Origin of the sequence: Flavobacterium sp. ASV13 (assembly GCF_000745775.1) — a bacterium.
In the GTDB taxonomy this organism is placed as follows: domain Bacteria; phylum Bacteroidota; class Bacteroidia; order Flavobacteriales; family Flavobacteriaceae; genus Flavobacterium.
Map to the genome: position 1 here is coordinate 785,847 of NZ_JQJY01000002.1, position 19,505 is coordinate 805,351.

14 protein-coding genes are annotated in these 19,505 nt (G+C 31.8%); 12 read left to right on the forward strand and 2 right to left on the reverse strand.

The features are described 5' to 3' along the window. Positions 1–99: 99 nt before the first annotated feature. The 7 genes from GQ47_RS07200 (at position 100) to GQ47_RS07230 (ending at position 11,935) form a co-directional block, all read left to right on the forward strand. Positions 100–3,492, forward strand: coding sequence for an O-antigen polymerase (locus GQ47_RS07200; protein ID WP_035646709.1), 3,393 nt, complete (start codon positions 100–102; stop codon positions 3,490–3,492). Continuing rightward, positions 3,489–3,908 carry an rRNA maturation RNase YbeY gene (ybeY, locus tag GQ47_RS07205; RefSeq protein ID WP_035646712.1) on the forward strand — a complete coding sequence of 140 codons (420 nt, stop codon included), beginning with the start codon at positions 3,489–3,491 and terminating at the stop codon, positions 3,906–3,908. The genes GQ47_RS07200 and ybeY overlap by 4 nt, the downstream gene beginning before the upstream one ends. Positions 3,909–4,311: 403 nt before the next feature. Beyond that, a complete protein-coding gene (gene mnmG, locus GQ47_RS07210; RefSeq protein ID WP_035646715.1) occupies positions 4,312–6,183 on the forward strand; it encodes a tRNA uridine-5-carboxymethylaminomethyl(34) synthesis enzyme MnmG in 1,872 nt (623 codons plus the stop codon). A 299-nt stretch (positions 6,184–6,482) separates the two neighbouring features. Next, positions 6,483–7,331 (forward strand): class I SAM-dependent methyltransferase, encoded by an 849-nt coding sequence (locus tag GQ47_RS07215; RefSeq protein ID WP_035646717.1) that lies wholly within the window; start codon positions 6,483–6,485, stop codon positions 7,329–7,331. 670 nt (positions 7,332–8,001) lie between these two features. Continuing rightward, positions 8,002–8,583, forward strand: a complete 582-nt coding sequence (locus tag GQ47_RS07220; RefSeq protein WP_035646720.1) for an OmpH/Skp family outer membrane protein — start codon at positions 8,002–8,004, stop codon at positions 8,581–8,583. A 103-nt stretch (positions 8,584–8,686) separates the two neighbouring features. Further along, positions 8,687–10,966 carry a helix-turn-helix domain-containing protein gene (locus GQ47_RS07225; RefSeq protein ID WP_035646723.1) on the forward strand — a complete coding sequence of 760 codons (2,280 nt, stop codon included), beginning with the start codon at positions 8,687–8,689 and terminating at the stop codon, positions 10,964–10,966. 207 nt (positions 10,967–11,173) lie between these two features. After that, positions 11,174–11,935 carry a hypothetical protein gene (locus tag GQ47_RS07230; RefSeq protein ID WP_035646726.1) on the forward strand — a complete coding sequence of 254 codons (762 nt, stop codon included), beginning with the start codon at positions 11,174–11,176 and terminating at the stop codon, positions 11,933–11,935. Positions 11,936–11,970: 35 nt separating this feature from the next. Here GQ47_RS07230 and GQ47_RS07235 read toward each other — a convergent pair whose 3' ends face one another. After that, on the reverse strand, positions 11,971–12,414 hold the full coding sequence (locus GQ47_RS07235; RefSeq protein ID WP_035646729.1) for a hypothetical protein: 444 nt from the start codon (positions 12,412–12,414) through the stop codon (positions 11,971–11,973). A gap of 128 nt (positions 12,415–12,542) precedes the next feature. Then, a complete protein-coding gene (locus GQ47_RS07240) occupies positions 12,543–13,508 on the reverse strand; it encodes an HU domain-containing protein (RefSeq protein WP_035646730.1) in 966 nt (321 codons plus the stop codon). 436 nt (positions 13,509–13,944) lie between these two features. Here GQ47_RS07240 and GQ47_RS07245 point away from each other — a divergent pair, with 436 nt between their 5' ends. From GQ47_RS07245 to dprA, 5 genes are all read left to right on the forward strand, one after another. Continuing rightward, the gene (locus tag GQ47_RS07245; RefSeq protein ID WP_035646732.1) at positions 13,945–14,352 is read left to right on the forward strand and encodes a hypothetical protein; all 408 of its coding nucleotides are present in this window, start codon (positions 13,945–13,947) and stop codon (positions 14,350–14,352) included. 25 nt (positions 14,353–14,377) lie between these two features. Continuing rightward, positions 14,378–16,138, forward strand: a complete 1,761-nt coding sequence (locus GQ47_RS07250) for a sensor histidine kinase (RefSeq protein ID WP_193745214.1) — start codon at positions 14,378–14,380, stop codon at positions 16,136–16,138. After that, positions 16,135–16,746 (forward strand): response regulator transcription factor, encoded by a 612-nt coding sequence (locus tag GQ47_RS07255; RefSeq protein WP_035646738.1) that lies wholly within the window; start codon positions 16,135–16,137, stop codon positions 16,744–16,746. The genes GQ47_RS07250 and GQ47_RS07255 overlap by 4 nt, the downstream gene beginning before the upstream one ends. 172 nt (positions 16,747–16,918) lie before the next feature. Further along, a complete protein-coding gene (locus GQ47_RS07260) occupies positions 16,919–18,151 on the forward strand; it encodes a hypothetical protein (RefSeq protein WP_035646741.1) in 1,233 nt (410 codons plus the stop codon). A gap of 226 nt (positions 18,152–18,377) precedes the next feature. After that, entirely contained in the window at positions 18,378–19,478 is a 1,101-nt protein-coding gene (gene dprA / locus GQ47_RS07265) for a DNA-processing protein DprA (RefSeq protein WP_035646743.1), read from the forward strand. Positions 19,479–19,505 lie beyond the last annotated feature (27 nt).

The window sequence follows — 19,505 nt, forward strand, 5'->3', positions numbered from 1 at the left end:
ATAATGCCTTGTTTGTAGCTTAATTGACTAATTTTCTCATTGATCATTATCTAATTAAAATTACTACTTTTATAGGTTATAATTAAAAGAGATTTTATTTTGAAAACATCATCTGCAATATATCAGAAGTTAGAAGGATTTATAAAGAAATATTACATGAATGAATTGATAAAAGGAGGGCTTCTTTTTATTGGTTTCGGACTTTTGTATTTTCTTTTTACACTTTTCATTGAGTATTTTCTTTGGCTAAAACCATTAGGAAGAACACTTTTATTCTGGATATTTATTGGAGTAGAAGTTTTTCTGTTGTTTCGATTTATCTTATTTCCAATTTTCAAGTTGTTCAAACTTCAAAAAGGAATCGATTATAATCAGGCTTCGGCTATTATTGGAAATCATTTTACAGAAGTAAGTGATAAACTAACGAACTTTTTACAGCTTTCTTCAAACGAAAATTCAGCAGAAAGTTCAGAATTAATGTTGGCTTCAATTGAACAAAAGGCAAATTCATTGCAACCAATTCCGTTTGGAAATGCCATCAATTATAAATCAAATAAAAAGTATTTGCCATTAGCTTTAATTCCGGTTTTATTGTTTGCAGTCTTTTTTGTTTCTGGAAACAGCAATATCATTTCTCAAAGTTTTAATAGAGTAGTGCATTTTAATGCTTCGTTTTTACCACCGGCACCTTTCAAATTTGTGGTTTTAAATGACAATTTACAGACAGAACAAAACAAAGATTTTATTGTAAAAGTTGAAACTGAAGGAAAGGTTGTTCCAGAAAATGTGATGATCCATATTGGTAACGAAAGTTATTTTATGGAATCTTCTCAAACAGGAAAGTTCGAATTCAAGATTGAAAAACCAACTTCAGATGTTCAGTTTTCTTTAGAAGGAAATTCAGTTTCATCAAATGAATATGAATTAAAAGTTATTACAGTTCCATCAATTGCCAACTTCGAAATGGTTTTGAATTTTCCTTCTTATCTAAAAAAGAAATCAGAAACCATTCAGGGAACTGGAAATGCAATCGTTCCTGAAGGTACATCTGTAACATGGAAAATGTCTACAAAGTCAACTCAGGAAATTGTTTGGAAAGATGAGAACTCAGCATCTAAATTTAATAAAATAGAAGATGAATTTAAGTTATCAAAAAGCATTAATCAAAATACAGAATATCAAATTTTAACTTCAAACAATAAAGTTAAGAACTACGAAAAATTAGATTATCAGCTTTCGGTTATCAAAGATCAGCATCCAACAATTTCAGTTTCGCCTGCTCCGGATAGTTTGAAATTAGATAAGAATTATGTTCTTGGAAGGTTAGGAGATGACTACGGTTTGTCAAAATTACAAGTTGTTTATTATGAAAAAAACAAACTACAAACTGCAAAGCGCGGAACCATTCCTGTTAAGCAAGCAGTATTCGACCAGTTTGTTTTTAACTTTCCGAGTAATCTTCCAGTAGAAGAAGGAGTATCTTATGAATACTATTTTGAGGTTTTTGATAATGATGCACCACACGGATTTAAGAGTACAAAGTCTTCTACATTTTCAGATCGTGTTGCGACAACAGATGAAATTCATGATGCAGAATTGCAACAACAAAATGCGAATATTAATAGTTTGTCGAAGTCATTAAAGAATCAGGAAAAGCAATTTTCTGAAATGGATAAACTGAAAAATACCGGAAAAGAAAAAGATAATTTAGAATTTAAAGACCAGCAAAAAGTAAATGATTTTATCAAACGTCAGAAACAACAAGACGAATTGATGAAACAGTTTACTGAAAAGATGAATAAGAATTTAGATAAATACAGCGCTGAGAAAAAAGATAAAACTGCCGAAGATTTACAAAAGCGTTTAGACAATGCCGAGAAAGATTTAGAAAAGAATCAGAAGTTACTAGACGAATTAAAGAATTTAAATGATAAATTAAACAGCGATGAGTTGTTTGATAAGATGGAAAAATTCAAACAAATCAGTAAAAACCAATCTCGTAATTTAGAACAATTAGTTGAATTAACGAAACGTTTTTATGTAGAAAAGAAAGCAGGACAAGTTGCTGAAAAATTAAATAAACTGTCAGAACAACAAGAACAGTTATCAGATAAAGACAAAGAAAATACAAAAGAGAAGCAAGACGAAATCAATAAAACATTTGATAAAATTCAGGAAGATCTTAAAGATTTGAAAGAGGAAAACAATACTTTAAAATCTCCTTTAGATATTCCGAAAGATGCTTCAAAAGAAAAAGATGTAGAGAACGATTTGAATAAAGCTTCTGAAGAATTGAGTAAAAAGAATACTTCTTCGGCTAAGCCAAAACAGAAAAGTGCTTCTAAGAAAATGAAGAGCATGGCACAACAAATGGAATCTAATATGGAAGCCGGCGACCAGGAACAATTGGAAGAAGATGTTGCAATGCTTCGTCAAATTTTGGATAACCTTTTAGCTTTTTCATTGTCTCAAGAAGATGTTATGAAACAATTTAAATCGATGAAATTAGGTTCTTCTGCTTATACGAAGAACATAAAAATTCAGCAGAATTTAAAACAACAGTTCCGTCATGTCGATGATAGTTTGTTTGCAATGTCTCTTAGAAATCCAAAAATTGCAGAAGATGTAACCAAGGAAATTGGAAACGTACAATATAATATGGATAAAGCAATCGAAGTTTTAACCGATGTTCAAATCCCAAAAGGAGTATCACATCAGCAATATGCAGTTTCATCAGCAAATAAATTAGCAGACTTTCTAAGTGATCTTTTAAATAATATGCAAATGTCAATGGCTAATCCTGGAGCTGGAAAACCAAAACCAGGTGACGGACAAGGAATGCAATTACCAGATATTATCCAAAAACAAAAAGGTCTGGCTGATAAAATGAAGGAGGGAATGAAGCCTGGTGATAAGCAAGGAAGTGGCCAACAAGGAAAAAGTGGAGAGAGCAAACCAAGTCAAGATGGTCAGCAAGGGAAAGATGGAAATGGAAAAGATGGAAAGAATGGACAGGGTAAAAATGGTCAAGGTGGAAAAGAAGGAGGAAAAGGAAAAGACGGAAATGAAGGTGAAGATGGAGAAGGCGATGCTGAAAAAATAATGGAGATATATAAAGAGCAAGTCAAACTACGTGAAGCATTGCAAAATGAATTAGCTAAAAAAGGTTTAGACGCACAAGGAAGATCTGCAATCGAACAAATGAAAGCTTCAGAAAAACAGATTTTAAATAAAGGTTTTAAGAATGAGAACCTTCAAAGAATTTTAAATATTCAACAAGAATTGCTAAAATTAAACAATGCAGTTCAGCAACAAGGTCAAGATACGAAGCGTCAATCTGAAACAAATAAGACAGAATTTCCTAATCGTTCAAATGCTTTACCAAGCTCATTAACTGATTATTTAAATAGTGTAGAAATTTTAAATAGACAATCGCTACCTTTGCGCTCGAATTTTAATCAAAAGGTTCAAGAATATTTTAATACAAAATGATAAACTTTAATTACGAAACTGAATTTTCTTTAGACAACGAACAAGCTTTTACAGATTGGTTAAGCGCAGTTATTGTTTCTGAAAAGAAGAATGAGGGAGAAATAAATTATATTTTTTGTGATGATGAATACTTGCATAAAATAAATGTAGAGTATTTAAACCACGATACACTAACAGATATTATCAGTTTTGATTATACTGTTGGCAACGAATTGAACGGAGATATTTTTGTTTCTGTAGAAAGAGTAGAAGACAACGCAAAAGATTTTAATGTTTCTTTTGAAGAAGAATTGAAACGTGTACTTGCTCACGGTATATTACACTACTGCGGATACAAAGACAAAAGTGATGTAGATGCAGAAATGATGCGTTCAAAAGAAGATGAAAAGATCGCGATGTTTCACGTGAAACAGTAATTAAACATCTAAATAAATAGCGTAACATGTTTCACGTGGAACATGTTTTTTAAAGAAAAGTATTTTGTGTTCCACGTGAAACGTTTATAATTTTTGAATTTGAATTTTAAGATTTCGTTCCACGTGGAACATGAAAGATGATTTAAATTTAATAAGTTGTTTCACGTGGAATACGTGAAGTTTATTTAAAAGGGAAAGATGAAATAAAATGTTTCACGTGAAACATTGAATATTTGATTTTGGAAGAAGTTGTAAGTGTTCCATGTGGAACTTTTAAGTTTGGTTTTAGAACTTGAAACCTGAAACCTGAAATCAAAATAAAACCGTTCCACGTGGAACAAAAGAAAAATAAAGTTAATTCTGAGAACTGCCTTAAACGGTTTCCAGAGAATAGTAAAACAAAATGTTTTTAGAAGAATACGATGTTATTGTAGTTGGTGCTGGTCATGCAGGATCTGAAGCCGCGGCAGCGGCCGCAAATTTAGGATCCAAAACTTTATTGGTTACAATGAGTTTGCAGAACATAGCTCAGATGTCTTGTAATCCTGCCATGGGAGGAATTGCAAAAGGACAAATTGTTCGTGAGATCGATGCGCTTGGAGGTTACTCTGGAATTGTTTCAGATCGAACTGCAATCCAGTTTAAGATGTTGAACAAATCAAAAGGACCAGCAATGTGGTCGCCGAGAGTTCAAAGTGATCGAATGCGTTTTGCAGAAGAATGGAGGATGATGTTGGAGGGAACTCCAAATTTAGATTTTTACCAAGAAATGGTAAAGGGTCTGATTATCGAGAACGGAAAGATAAAAGGAATTAGAACTTCGCTTGGAATTGAAATTCGATCTAAATCGGTTGTGTTGACAAACGGAACTTTTTTGAATGGATTAATTCATATCGGAGAAAAACAATTCGGTGGAGGAAGAGCAGGCGAAAGTGCTGCAACTGGAATTACCGAAGATTTAGTGAAAGCCGGATTCGAAGCTGGAAGAATGAAAACAGGAACGCCACCACGAGTTGATGGACGCTCTTTGGATTATTCGAAAATGAATGAAGAAAAAGGAGATGCAAAACCGGATAAGTTTTCTTATTCGGATTTGACGGTTCCGTTAACGCATCAAAGATCTTGTCACATGACATACACGTCGTTGGATGTTCATGATATTTTGAGATCTGGTTTTGATCGTTCGCCAATGTTCAACGGTAGAATTAAAAGTATAGGTCCGAGATATTGTCCATCAATTGAAGATAAGATTAATCGTTTTGCAGATAAAGAACGTCACCAACTTTTTGTTGAGCCGGAAGGATGGAAAACTTGTGAAGTTTATGTGAATGGATTTTCGACTTCACTTCCAGAGGATATTCAATTTAAAGCTTTGCGTACAGTTGCAGGTTTTGAAAATGTAAAATTTCTTCGTCCAGGTTACGCAATCGAATATGATTATTTTCCGCCAACGCAATTGAAACATACTTTGGAAACGAAGTTAGTTGAAGGATTATATTTTGCCGGACAAATTAATGGAACGACAGGATATGAAGAAGCAGCTTCGCAAGGTTTGATGGCCGGAATAAATGCGCATTTTAAAGTGCACGAAAAAGCGCCGTTAATTTTGAAACGTGATGAAGCGTATATTGGAGTTTTGATTGACGACTTGATTACGAAAGGAACGGAAGAACCATATCGTATGTTTACATCAAGAGCAGAATATAGAACATTGTTGCGACAAGATAATGCCGACTTTAGATTGACGCCAATGTCATTCGAAATTGGTTTGGCTTCTGAAGCAAGAATGAGAAGAATGGAACACAAATTAAATGAGTCTGAAAAGATGGTTTCTTTTTTTAGAGAAACTAGTGTAACGGTTGCTGAAACAAATCCAATTTTGGAAGCGAAAGAATCGGCACCAATTTCTCAAGGAGATAAAATGTTTAAAGTTTTTTCTCGTCCGCAGATCGAATTGGAAGATATGTTGAAATTTGAAAAAGTGGAAGCATATATCAAAGAAAATAATTTGGATGAAGAAATTGTTGAACAAGCGGTAATCCAAGTTAAATATTCTGGCTATATCGAAAAGGAAAGAAATAATGCTGATAAACTAAATCGTTTAGAAGAAGTAAAAATTCCAGAGAATTTCGATTACAATAAAATCAAATCCATGTCAATTGAAGCGAAACAAAAATTAAGCAAAATTCGTCCTGTGACAATTTCTCAAGCTTCAAGAATTAGCGGAGTTTCACCAAGTGATATTTCCGTGCTTTTGATTTATATGGGAAGATAAAATAAATGTTTCAAGTTTCAGGTTTCAAGTTTTGTTGGAATCTGAAACTTGTTTTTATTTGTTTTTCGTTCCACGTGAAACTTGATACCTGAAACAAAAATAAATTGTTCCACGTGAAACTTTTTAAAAAGTAGTGCGTTGGATTATTTCGAAATAAAATATTTAAAATCGTAGAGATGGACAGTTGTCCATCTTTTTACGATTTGATTGAAAATAATAAAATAAATGTTCAGATGAATTTTTGTTCAATTCTGAATAAATTCAAACCCGAATTCTATTAAATAACTATTAATTAAAAAATGGACGTTTTAAACAAAAAACATTTTCTTACCGTAAAAGACCATTCTGTTTCGAAAGAAATTTTCGAATTATATCATGATGAAAATTTGGATATGCTGATTACATCCCCGCAACCAGATTTAGAAAATTTAGGAAGATATTACGAAAGCGAAGATTATATTTCGCATACAGATAACAAACGTTCTGTTTTTGAAAAAGCATATCATTTCGTAAAAAGCATCGCTTTAAAAAACAAACTGAATTTAATTAATTCGGAACAATCTCAAAAAGGAAAAATTTTAGACATCGGTGCCGGAACTGGTGATTTTTTGTTAACGGCAAAAAATGACGGTTGGAATGTAATTGGAGTTGAACCAAGCGACCGAGCAAAAAATATCGCAAAGCAAAAAGGAATTTCATTTGTTGAAGAAATAAGTGAACTTGAAAATAATTCTTTTGACGTAATTACGATGTGGCACGTTTTGGAACACGTTCCAAATTTAGAACTTCAAATTCAGGAATTGAAACGTTTATTAAAACCAACTGGAACATTAATTATTGCGGTTCCAAATTTCAAATCGTTCGACGCAAAACATTATGGAGAATTTTGGGCAGCTTTTGATGTGCCAATTCATTTTTGGCATTTTTCAAAAAAAGCCATCAAAATGCTTTTTGAAAAAGTGGACATGAAATTAAAAAAAGTACTTCCAATGAAATTTGATTCATTTTATGTGAGTCTTCTTTCTGAAAAATACAAAACCGGAAAAATGAATTTTATAAAAGCATTTTTTATCGGTTTACGATCAAATTTAAAAGCGTCCTCAACAAAAGAGTATTCATCGCACATTTACGTCCTAAAAAATAACTAAAACGCAAAATAAGCGCGTTTAAAGCGTTTTCTTAGGTAAAACGAGGGTTTGTATTGTCTTTTTTGAGAAAACGGCTCTAATAAAAGCTATGAAAGTCACTTTTGATAGTGATATTTTATAGCTTTTTTTTCGTCCATAAAGAAAACTAATACCTTAAAATCACTACAATTTTTGGGATTTTTTCTTTTTTTTTTCAATTTTAAATTTTGGATTTAATCAGGCAAAAAATTTCGGATTTTTTTTGCTTTGTGATTTTTTCTAAAAAAATGAAAATCCAAAAAAGTTTCAAAAAAAATTTCGTTTCAATTTTCAAAAAAAACGAAATTTTAAAATAAACATTTATTGCGCCATTTTTTCATCGATTTTTAGAAACAGAAAATTTAAAAAAGTTTAGAGATGGATTATACGCTTAAAAAGGAGTAAAACTTAAAATAAGCGCATTTAAGGCGTTTTTATAGGTAAAACGAGGCTTTGTGTTGTCTTTTTTGAAAGTATATCTTAGACTAAAGCTATGGAAGTCACTTTTAATAATGATATTTTATGAAACCCTTTTATGCCATAAAGAAAACTAATATCATAAATTTTTAGCATTTTTTAAACTTTATGTTGGTGCTATTTATTTTTTTATATTTTTGTCTTTCATACCAATAAAAAAAATAGAAATTTAGAAATGAAAAAAGCATTAGTAATTATCGGACTTTCAATTTTGGCTGTTTCTTGTAATAAAACAGCGGAAGTTAAGGAAGTAAAAACAGCTTACGTAGATACTTCAGTTTTAATGAAAGAATACACTGAAGCAAAAGACCTTGAAGCTAAATACAAAGCTCAGGCAGAAGAAAAAGGGAGACAACTACAAGCTGAAATTACTCGTTTTAAACAAGACGCTGCTAATTTTCAAAGCCAGGCGCAGGCAAATGGTCAGCAATGGGCACAACAGAGAGGAGCTGAATTGCAAAAAAGAGAGCAACAATTGGGTTATGCTCAACAAGCTTTATCACAGCAATTACAGCAAGAAAGCGGTGTAGAAATGGATTCTTTAATCAGTGGTGTTAAAAAATTCATCAAAGATTACGGTAAAAAGAATGGTTACGCATACATTTATGGTACAGGTGATGCTGCATCAATTTTATATGCAGAAGATAAATTTGATATCACAAAAGATATCATTAAAGAATTGAATGAGAAGTACAAAGCGACTCCAAAAACTGATGGAAAAGCTGCTGCAAAAGATGGTGAAGAGGCAAAAAAATAAACTACCAAACTAACTAAATTTTATGAAAAACCTAAATCAGTAATTGATTTAGGTTTTTTTCTTTTATAAAAATGCGATATTTTTGACGTTTAATACCCGCTTAATGCAAAACGTTTCAGAAGCTGCAGCTTACACCTTACAATTCATAAATCAAACGCAAAAATCAATATTTCTTACTGGTAAAGCCGGTACAGGGAAAACTACTTTATTGCGTGAAATCATTGCAACAACACACAAAAATACTGTCGTTGTGGCGCCAACTGGTATCGCAGCTTTAAATGCAGGTGGCGTTACGATTCATTCGATGTTTCAGTTGCCTTTTTCTGCTTTTATCCCCACTTATGAAGAGAGTTCACAGTTTACAGAAACAGTGAAATTTGAGAACAAAGAATCGTTGCGAAGACATTTCAAAATGAACAATGTCAAGCGTAACGTTATTCGAAATATGGAGCTGCTGGTTATTGATGAAGTAAGTATGCTTCGTGCCGATTTGCTGGATGCTATCGATTTTATGATGCAGACAGTTCGAAGAAATACGCGTGCTTTTGGCGGTGTTCAAGTGCTTTTTATTGGAGATTTATTACAACTTCCGCCCGTAATTCGAGATGAAGAATGGCGCACATTGCGAAATTATTATAAGGGAAAATTCTTTTTTCATTCGCATGTAATTCAGCAGAATCCACCGATATATATCGAATTATCTAAGATTTACCGTCAGAGTGACGATGTTTTTATTTCGGTTTTGAATAATCTTCGAAACAATCAAATCACAAAAGAAGATATTGAAGTTTTAAACCAATATGTGAAACCCGATTTCGATTTAAAAATGAATCCGGGTTATATAACTTTAACCACACATAATGCAAAAGCCGATGCAATCAATGAACAGGCAATCAATGATTTGCCGGGAAATGAATTTTCGTATCAGCCATTTGTAGTTCACGATTTTCCAGAGAAAATTTTTCCGGTTGAAGAAAATTTGAAGTTGAAGGTAGGCGCTCAGGTTATGTTTGTGAAGAATGATTTATCTTTTGAAAAGCGATATTTTAATGGAAAAATGGGCGTGATAAAATCGCTTTCTCCAGAAGAAATCTTTGTGCATTTTCCAGAAGAAAACAAAACCATTGAAGTCGAAAAATACGAGTGGAAAAACATCCGCTACAAAGTAAACGAGCTCACCAAAGAGATTGAAGAAGAAGTTTTGGGTACGTTTGCGCATTATCCGTTGAAGTTAGCTTGGGCAATTACGGTTCACAAAAGCCAAGGTTTAACTTTTGAGAAAGCAGCACTTGATGTATCGCAAGTTTTTCTGCCCGGACAAGCATATGTTGCACTTTCGCGTTTAACGTCCTTAAATGGGCTAATTTTACTTTCTTCGATGCAGATGAATGGTCTTTCGAATGATCAGGATGTTATGGATTATGCTTTGAATAAAGCGACTGAAGATGATTTGAAAAATTCACTGCATTTTGAAACTAAGAATTTTATTCATAACTATTTGATTAACAGTTTTAACTGGACAGATTTAGCGCAGGAATGGCGCAATCATCGTTTTAGTTATAACGAAAATGCGACAGGATCAGAAAAATCGAAGCATTCAGTGTGGGCACATAAACGTTTGGATTCGATTGAAGCGCTTGTAGATCCTTCCCAGAAATTCATTAATCAGCTTAATAAAATTTTCAGCAATGAAACTGTTGATTTAGTTTTTGTGAAAGAAAGGGTAGAAGCGGCATACGATTACTTTTTTAAACCGATGGATAAACTGGTTACGGATCTTTTGAGTAAAATGGCTGAAATTCAGAAATTTAAAAAAGTAAAGGAATTTTACGAAGAATTGTCTGTTTTGGACGATTTACAAACTAAAGCGGTTTTGCGTTTAATGAAAGCAAAATTGCTTGTCGAAATTGTGGTTTCCCGTGAAACAATCAGCAAAGAAAGTTTGACTTCTCCGACGATTAAGAATTATAAAACGGATAAAATTTCTAAAATTAGAGAAGAGTTTAAAATAGCAAATACGGACATGTTTCAGGTTGATGAGCCTGTTACGCGTTATTCTTATAAAAAAGCGGATAAAACGGCTGAAAAAGCTGTAAAAAAGACAACTGTTGAAGAAACGTTCGATCTCTGGATTGAGAAAAATTCTGTTGAAGATATTGCGCGTATCAGAAAATTGACGGTACAAACGGTCGAAACCCATTTGATAAAACTGATTCAGGCGAAAAAAGTTGATATTGTTGATGTACTTTCAGATGATAAAATTTTGGCGCTTCGTGATGCTTTTGAATTTTATCAAGAAGAATCTTTGGCGCCTCTAAAAGAAAAATATGGCGATGAATTTACCTGGGATGAACTTAAAATGTTCAAAGCTAGTATAAACTGATTTCAATAGAGAAATTTAGAATTTCCACAAAAAACATTATGTAAAATAGAATTTAAAATAAAAGCAATTCTTAAAATTTACCCCTAGAGAAGTATTTCACGATAAACAAATTAGCGATGGCTTTAAGCCTCAATACGAACTAAATTTAATTTGATTATATTTGATTGTTTTTGTGATAGTTAGTTTTTAATTAAAAATATTTTTAAGATGAAAAGAAGCTATTTATTTGTAATTCTATCGATTCTGATCTGTAATAATGTATCTGCCCAAGAGGCAAGTTCAGAGTACCAGATATTTGCAAAGCGTTTTATTGAAAACATAAAAGACAACAAAAAAGAAGCATTGGCGGATCAGGTTGTTTACCCACTGAATAGGGAATATCCAATACCTGATATAATCGATAAAGCAGATTTCATAAAGCGATATGATGAAGTTTTTGATGCTAATTTCAAAGATGAAATCATAAAATCGAATCCTGAAAAAAATTGGTATGATATGGGTTTGCGAGGCATAATGCTTAATAAGGGAAGTATTTGGCTCGACGTAGATGGACGCCTGACGGCAGTTAATTATTTGTCGAAATTTGAAATCGATCTCAGAAAGAAACTTATTGCCGAGCAGAAAAATGATTTAGATGCAAGTATTAATTATTTCCAGACTCCGATATGCATCTTAGAAACGGCTAAATTTATCATCAGAATCGATGATCTCGGAAAAAATAACTATCGTTTTGCATCGTGGGCAATTGGAAAAAAGATGAGTGAAAAGCCTGATATGATTCTTTATAAGGGCAAACTTATTGTCGAAGGTATTGGTGGCAATCATCAATATGAATTTGCAAATGATAAGTATACTTACGAATGTGCAATTATAATTTTGGGCGAAAAAAATTCGCCTCCGGCCAGATTTACGATATATCAGGGCAGCAAAAAAATACTTCTTCAAGATGCTAAAATTGTTTCACGATAAACAGAAAGCCTATTCAAATCGAATAGGCTTTCTGTTTATAGCGTTGACATGACTTTTTCGAGGTCTTTTTGCTGTGTTATTTGCGTTAATTTTAGTTTTTGAATAGTAACCTCGTTTTCTTTCGTTTTTATGCGCATTTTTTGCGTTTCTTCTTCAGATATGCTTGTCGTGGTAATTTTATTTTCTAGTTTTTGATTTGTTGCCTGAAGCTTTTCGATTTTATTTGTTGTTGATTTCAAATTATCTTCAGATTTAACCAGATTTTTCTTTTTTAATTCGATTTCTTTTAATTTGCTTTTTAATTCTGTAATTTTTGTATCTAATGCTTTGTGATTTTTAGCGCTAGTATTTTTAAAATCGTTTTCTAATTTTCTTTGTTCCGCTTCCTGTGTTTTTTTATATGTATTTGTCTCTTGCGCAAAGAAATAAGAGCTATTCATCAGAAGAATTGTCAATACTATAATTTTAAATTTTTTCATCTTTTTCTAAATTTAGTGAGGAAGCTAAATTATGAGATGAACTAAATAGGGAATATCACTTGAGAGTTTTAAAACACTAGAATAAGCCAAAAAAAAAATCCGATTCAATTGAATCGGATTTTTAAGTTTTATAAGTTTTCGACTAATATCCAGGCATCTGGATTTTCGCCTTTTTGAATTTCTTTTTGCGCTTTTGTAGCTTCGGCCATAGTAGCGTAACTTCCATATAAAACAGGGAATAAGCCGTGTTTGTTTTCGCCGAGCATACGAGCCTGATAACCATCTTTGATTAACTGATCGTAAGCTTTTTTAGCATTTGCTTCACTTCTGAATGCTCCGGCCATAATATGATAAGGCATCAGTTTAGCTTCTGGAGATTCAACTTTTGCAGAGTCAACAGAAAGTGTAACCGCTGGCAATGGATTCTGAATGAAGAATGTAGCCTCCTGAATCTTGTTTTCAACTTTTTTCTGAACAGCACTTTCAACAACTAAAGTTTTTGAATCAATTTGATTTTGATACAAAGGATATCCAATGCTTCCTGTAATACCAAGTCCTAAAATAAAAATAGCAGCATATTTCAAGAAAGGATTTGAAGATCTTGTTTCTTCATCTTCATAAAGTGCTATGGTTTCTTTTTGTGAAACTTCGTCTAATTTTCTTTCTAAAACTTCTTTCTTGATAAGAGGAGAAATAAACGGACTTAATCCAAAAGAACTTGCTAAATAATTGGTTTGGTCATTTGGTGTGAAAATGATGTTTTTTTCAGAATTCAAACGAATTTCACCAATATTTTTTAAGCTAATCGTGCCATCTTCTTCGAGCGTTTTTTGCCAGCTTAAAACCTCAAATGCGATTGCACTTACGGCAAAACCATAAGATGTTTTTTCAGCATTTGCTATATGATTTGCAAGCAAACCATCATTGTTTTTTAAATGGCTGTTGAAAGAAATCAATTTTTTAGGAGGATTAAACGAATTCGTGTTTTCATTCAGCTGTGCTGATTGAATTTCAGTTAAAAATGCACCAAATCCCGGAACCGTTACACACTGATAACGATACAATAACTGTCCTATGTAAGTTTCGATTTTCATAGTAACAAAGTTAGGGAACGAATATAGTTATCAAAATTTTATTCACAATTTTTATTAACAATTCTGATTTTTTTATAGACAATTGATTTTTAGATTTTTAATTAAAATCTTATTAAAATTTGTACTTTAGCTAATGCTTAATTTTTGTATTTTATTAAGAAATTACGTTTATTTTAATCTAAAATCCATTTAATTTTTATTTCTATTTTACATAATATTTTTTAAGCAATGCCAAATTGCAAACATGTTTTATTTATTAGCCTCAATAAAGGTAGATGAAGTTAGTAATGGAAAAGATAAAAAAGTAAACTATTGATTTTCTTAAAATTAAAGTGTTTTAAGGTTTTGGATTATTTTACTAAATACCTATTTGTAGGTATTTTTTTTCTTTTATAAATACATAGATTTGATTATTATTAACTTAAAAAATTAAACTATGGAAGATTATTACGTACGAGGTACTATTTTAAAAGAAAGAAAAGCAGTTATTGCAGTAACATTACCTGCGCCTTCAGAAGATAATAAGTATGAGATTTATAAGGTCTATAATCTCACAGACACACAAAAAAACAAAATTCTTATTCATTTTAAAGATCGCTTAGGAAAGCCTTTGGAAGCGGACGATAATTTAGTTTCATTTGTTATTGATTTAACAGGGAAGGAATTTGATTCAATTAAATTTCGTAAACGAATTATCGTAGGTCTTTATCATAAAAATGAAGATATAAACGAATCATTGGAACCATTAGAAAAAATATTTGAAAAAACTCAATTACCTCATGGAGCCATTCCTGACTCAACTGGAAAAGGAACAATTCGAGAAGGTGAGGAAGATGGTTTATAATCGATTACATATAACTTTTTGTTTTATGCTCACTTTACTTTGTACAGTGAGCATTTGCATGGGGCAAAATAAAGTTTTGAGTTCCATCGAAAAATCCATTGAAAAAGGGAAGTCTAAAGAAGCATTAAAGGAACTTTCTCTCATAAATACTACTACTTTTTCGCCCGAAGATTTAGGATATTATTATTTTTTGACAGCGAAAAGTTATAGTAAACAAAACAACGATGTAAAAGCCATTGAAAATTATCTAATGGCAAAAAAACAATATCTGAAAGCCAATATTGTCGAGAAAGCTATGGAAATAAATCTCAACATTGCTTCGTTATTAGTGACTTACAAAGACAATACTCAAAAGCATCAATTCTATCTCAAAGAATATATGGATTATGCTTTTTCTACAAAAGATGATTTTAAAATTCTTAAAGGTTATGTTCAATTAGCTTCTTTAAAAATAAACAGCAAAGAAGCTCAGGAGAGTCTTTCTTATTTTAGAAAAGCATTAATTCTAAACAAAAAAGTAAAGGACAAAAAGCTTGAGAGTAAGATATATAATAATCTGGCTGTGCTTTTTAGTGATGTTTTATACAAACCAGATTCCAGTTTGTATTATCTGCGTAAAGATAATTTGCTTTTACATCAGGAAAAAAGACCAAATCCCAACTACATTTGTTATAACTTGATGAATCAGGCATCAAATTATTCTCAGCTTCGTCAGTACCAAAAAGCAATTGATTTATTACATCAGGCAGATAAAATAAAGCTGATTGAATATGTTAAAGTTAACAAGGAAAACATTAATAAATTTCTTTATTTGAATTACAAAGACGCCAATAATCTTAATAAAGCATTATATCACTTAGAAATTTCAAATAAATATCATGATTCTTTAAATACAGAGCAGCAAAATATTGCCATTAATAATTTTGATACCAAATACAAAACCAAGGAAAAAGAACTTGAAAATCTTCAGTTAAAAACAGACATTAAAATAAACAATGTAATTTTATATCTGATAGCGAGTATTTTAATTATTGTTTTGTTAATTAGTGTTTTAGGATATAAAAACATCACTAAAAAGAAAAAAATTGCAGAACAAGAGAAACTAATTGAAATACAAAAAACCGAAAAAATACTCAGAGACCAAGAGCTAAATGATATTGATTTAATGCTCGAAAGTCAGGAAAAAGAACGTCAAAATATTGCCAACGAATTGCATGATGATTTGGGCAGCATTTTGGCTACTTTAAAATTAAATTTCCAAAATCTGAAGCGCCAAAGTGAAGTTGCAAACCAACCAGAAAATAAGCTTTACGACAAAACCGATGTATTATTAGAAGAAGCTTATCAAAAGGTTCGAAATATTGCACATCTCAAAAATTTAGGAGTTATCGGTAGCGAAGGATTGTTGGTTGCAGTTAATAAAATGGCAGATAAAATGAGTGTTTTAGAACATTTAATTATCAATGTTATTCCGTTTGAACTTACAGAAAGATTGGAAAATACGATAGAAGTTGCCTTATTTCGAATGATCCAGGAACTTTGTACAAACATTATAAAACATTCTGAAGCAACAGAAGTAAATATCTATTTAACACAAGGATCACCAAAGGAAATTAATGTCATTATTGAAGATAATGGCAAAGGATTCAATCCGAAAACGATAGTCGGAAAATCCGGCATTGGCCTTAAAAACATGGAGAAAAAAGTAGAACAGATGGGCGGAACATTTACGATAGATTCGATTTTGACTAAAGGAACTTCCATCATTATAGATTTGCCATTATGATCACAATAATAATTTCCGAAGACCATCAGTCGCTTATAGACGGTATTAAACTTTCTTTAGAATTTGAAGAGGATATTACCGTTGTTGGTGAAGCCAATGATGGAGATGAATTAATACAATTGGTTCGAAATAAAAGACCACAGATTGTAATTACAGATATCCGAATGCCAAAATGTGACGGAATTAGTGCTACTAGGATAATTAAGCGTGAATTTCCTGAGATCAAAATTATTGCTTTTAGCATGTTTGATCAGTCCGAAGCTGTTCAGCAAATGAAAGAAGCCGGAGCCTCAGGATATATTATGAAAAACTCCCCACTTAAAAAATTAATTCAAGCAATTAGAGCCGTTATAAGCAACGAAACTTTTTTTGACGACGCAATTGTTGTAAAAGACGAATTAACGAAAGAAAACATTCTTTTAAGCACTAGAGAGAAGGCAATTTTAAGACTTATTGGAGAAGGAAAAACATCTAACGAAATCGCTGAAGAACTTTTTATAAGTAAAAGCACCGTAGATACCCATCGTAAAAATATCCTCAAAAAAATGAATCTCTATGGCAAAACCGATTTAATACGTTTTGCTGTAGAACGGAAATATGATTTTTAAATTTCCCTATAACAGACTTAATGAAGATATAAATTAATTGAAATAAATTTTAACCAAAAAATCCCTATTTGTAGGGATTTTTTTTTGCCTCATAATTTAGAATTTTGGTTTAATAATCAACCAGTTAGCCGAAAAGGGTAAATAGAGTAGGCAAACCTAAAAAACATAAATTATGAAACCGAAAATTATGCTAATGCTAATATTAATTTGTGGCTATTCATTAAGCGCACAAACAGTAGGAACGCTCGTTGCTGGGGCAAAAACACTTGACAATACCGTTAATACAGCTATTGAAAAGGCTGATAATGTTTTATCTGATCAGCAAAGAACCTTGTATATTAATTTGCTTAACTATACATCATATTTAAACGGAGTAGTTAAATCACTTGGTGATGATGCAGACAGGAGTTTAACTCAGAAAGAATTGGCTATTCTTAATGATGTGAATGCAATAAATGGAAAATTGGAAAGTTCGATAGGGGACTTACTTAATGGACTTGAAGATGGCTCAACAACTATTGAAAATGCTGCTGCTAGAATTATTGGTTCTGATAAATCTCCTAGTCCAACATTTTTTAAAATACCAATGCTTACGGCAGCGCAAAATAAAAATATTGTGATTGATATAAAAGGGGTAAGACTTAATAATAATAAGAATTATATTGTTTTTGCGGGAAAAACTATCCCTGTAACCTCAATTAGTAGTGAGAAATTAATTTCGTTTACAATACCGTTAACTCAAGCAGATTTATTCTCTCCAGATTCAATAAACACCTTTAAATTATTTTTATTTCAGAAAAGACTTATTGGTAAAGATAAAGAGTATATATATACTCCAAGATTTATTGTTGTTCCAAAAAATTTAGCCACAGTTAAAACCTTTTATAAAGTACAATATAAAGTTAGAGAAGAAAGTAACGGACAGACCGATATAGTTCATGCAACATCAGGGAGTAACAAAACAAAGGATGTAGAGAAACAATTTAATATCTATAACTCTGCAGCTGAAGGATGGAAAATTGATAAAAATTCAGTGGTATGCTGGAAGGAAAGTGGGAATGGTGATAAACATGGTTTTGGTGGACCTTATAGACACACAATGACAGATGTTTCATTCGTTGCAAAGGCTTATGCAAAAGATGGACATGCAACTTGTCGTTGTAAGTGGAATGAATATAGAATTGTTCCAAAAGATTCTATTGAAACGTCAGAAGTAAAAATTGATTTTAATCAGCAAGAAATTGTTTCGCTTCCTGACAATCTTATTAGTTTAGTTAGAACTGAGGCTAAGTATTACGATGGTTCAGTTTTTAAATCAGCGAGTTCCAGTTTTAAAAACAATTATATTGAGTTTAATTTTAGACAGTTAGAAAAAGTTTTTGAAGTTAAATTTTCAGCAAAATAAAAAAGAATGAAATAAAACAGATGTTTTATTTTTTAATGAATTAGAAATAATCTTTAGAATGACATTTAAAGTTAGCCTACTAAACAGCTGCATAAAAAAATTATGTAGCTGTTTTTTATTTTCGAAAGAATTTACTTATATTTTATATCTTTGCAATTTTTGAAATAAATCCAATATTTGTTTTAAAAACCTATTTTTTCACCGCCATTTAATGTATTCAATATCCATGTCAGATCAAGATTTATTTTATTTATTAGCCCTAATGAAAGTGGATGGAGTTGGAGATATTATGGCTAAAAAATTGTTGTCGAATTTTGGAAATGCTGAAGCTATTTTTAAAGCAAAATCAAAGGAAATAGCTGCAATTGATGGAATTGGTGCGGTTTTATTAAAAAACCTTAAAGATAAAACGGTATTCGAAAAAGCCGCAAAAGAATTAGAATTTATAAAATCGGATAATATAAAAGTTTCCTATTTTCAGGATGGAAATTATCCGGATAAACTTAAACATTGTATCGACGGTCCGGTGCTCATATTTACTTCTGGTAATATAGATTTAAGTAGCAAAAAGATTATAAGTATTGTTGGAACTCGTCAGATAACTTCTTATGGAACAGAATTTTGTCGAAAACTTATTGAAGATCTCGCGCCTCTGGATCCCGTTATTATAAGTGGTTTCGCCTATGGAGTCGATATCGTAGCACATCAATTGGCCTTGGAAAATAATCTACAAACAATAGGTGTTTTGGCACACGGATTAAATCAGATTTATCCACGAGCGCATAAAAAATACATGGTAAAAATGGAAGAAAATGGCGGGTTTATTACTGAATTCTGGAGTTCTTCAAGTCCTGACAAAGAAAAGTTTGTACGCCGAAATCGAATTGTTGCGGGCATGACCGAAGCTACGATCGTGATTGAATCTGCAGACAAAGGCGGTTCATTGATTACAGCCAATTTAGCGAATGATTATAATCGGGAAGTTTTTGCCGTTCCAGGCCGTGTTACAGACCGATATAGTCAAGGTTGCAATAATCTTATTAAAACGCAAAAGGCAAATGTTTTAACCAGTGCCGCCGATTTGATTTACGTACTAAACTGGGATCTTGAAAATAAACCTAAATCGGTGCAAAGACAGCTTTTTGTGGAGTTAAATCCTGATGAAGAATGTATCTATAATTTCTTGATTAAAAACGGAAAAGAGTTATTAGATATCATTGCTTTAGAGTGCAATTTTCCAATTTTTAAAATATCTGGAATTCTCTTAAACATGGAACTTAAAGGCTTAATTCGACCTTTGCCCGGCAAAATGTTCGAAGCAATTTAAGTGTTTTTTTAACACAGAAACTTGGAT

What these genes read in the sequence shown, in the direction of transcription:
- ybeY (WP_035646712.1), top strand. Translation starts at nt 3,489, where the DNA reads ATGATAAACTTTAATTACGAAACTGAATTTTCTTTAGACAACGAACAA.
- GQ47_RS07215 (WP_035646717.1), top strand. Translation starts at nt 6,483, where the DNA reads ATGGACGTTTTAAACAAAAAACATTTTCTTACCGTAAAAGACCATTCT.
- GQ47_RS07245 (WP_035646732.1), top strand. Translation starts at nt 13,945, where the DNA reads ATGGAAGATTATTACGTACGAGGTACTATTTTAAAAGAAAGAAAAGCA.
- GQ47_RS07240 (WP_035646730.1), bottom strand. Translation starts at nt 13,508, where the DNA reads ATGAAAATCGAAACTTACATAGGACAGTTATTGTATCGTTATCAGTGT.
- GQ47_RS07220 (WP_035646720.1), top strand. Translation starts at nt 8,002, where the DNA reads ATGAAAAAAGCATTAGTAATTATCGGACTTTCAATTTTGGCTGTTTCT.
- GQ47_RS07250 (WP_193745214.1), top strand. Translation starts at nt 14,378, where the DNA reads ATGCTCACTTTACTTTGTACAGTGAGCATTTGCATGGGGCAAAATAAA.
- GQ47_RS07260 (WP_035646741.1), top strand. Translation starts at nt 16,919, where the DNA reads ATGAAACCGAAAATTATGCTAATGCTAATATTAATTTGTGGCTATTCA.
- dprA (WP_035646743.1), top strand. Translation starts at nt 18,378, where the DNA reads ATGTCAGATCAAGATTTATTTTATTTATTAGCCCTAATGAAAGTGGAT.
- GQ47_RS07255 (WP_035646738.1), top strand. Translation starts at nt 16,135, where the DNA reads ATGATCACAATAATAATTTCCGAAGACCATCAGTCGCTTATAGACGGT.
- GQ47_RS07235 (WP_035646729.1), bottom strand. Translation starts at nt 12,414, where the DNA reads ATGAAAAAATTTAAAATTATAGTATTGACAATTCTTCTGATGAATAGC.
- mnmG (WP_035646715.1), top strand. Translation starts at nt 4,312, where the DNA reads ATGTTTTTAGAAGAATACGATGTTATTGTAGTTGGTGCTGGTCATGCA.
- GQ47_RS07230 (WP_035646726.1), top strand. Translation starts at nt 11,174, where the DNA reads ATGAAAAGAAGCTATTTATTTGTAATTCTATCGATTCTGATCTGTAAT.
- GQ47_RS07225 (WP_035646723.1), top strand. Translation starts at nt 8,687, where the DNA reads ATGCAAAACGTTTCAGAAGCTGCAGCTTACACCTTACAATTCATAAAT.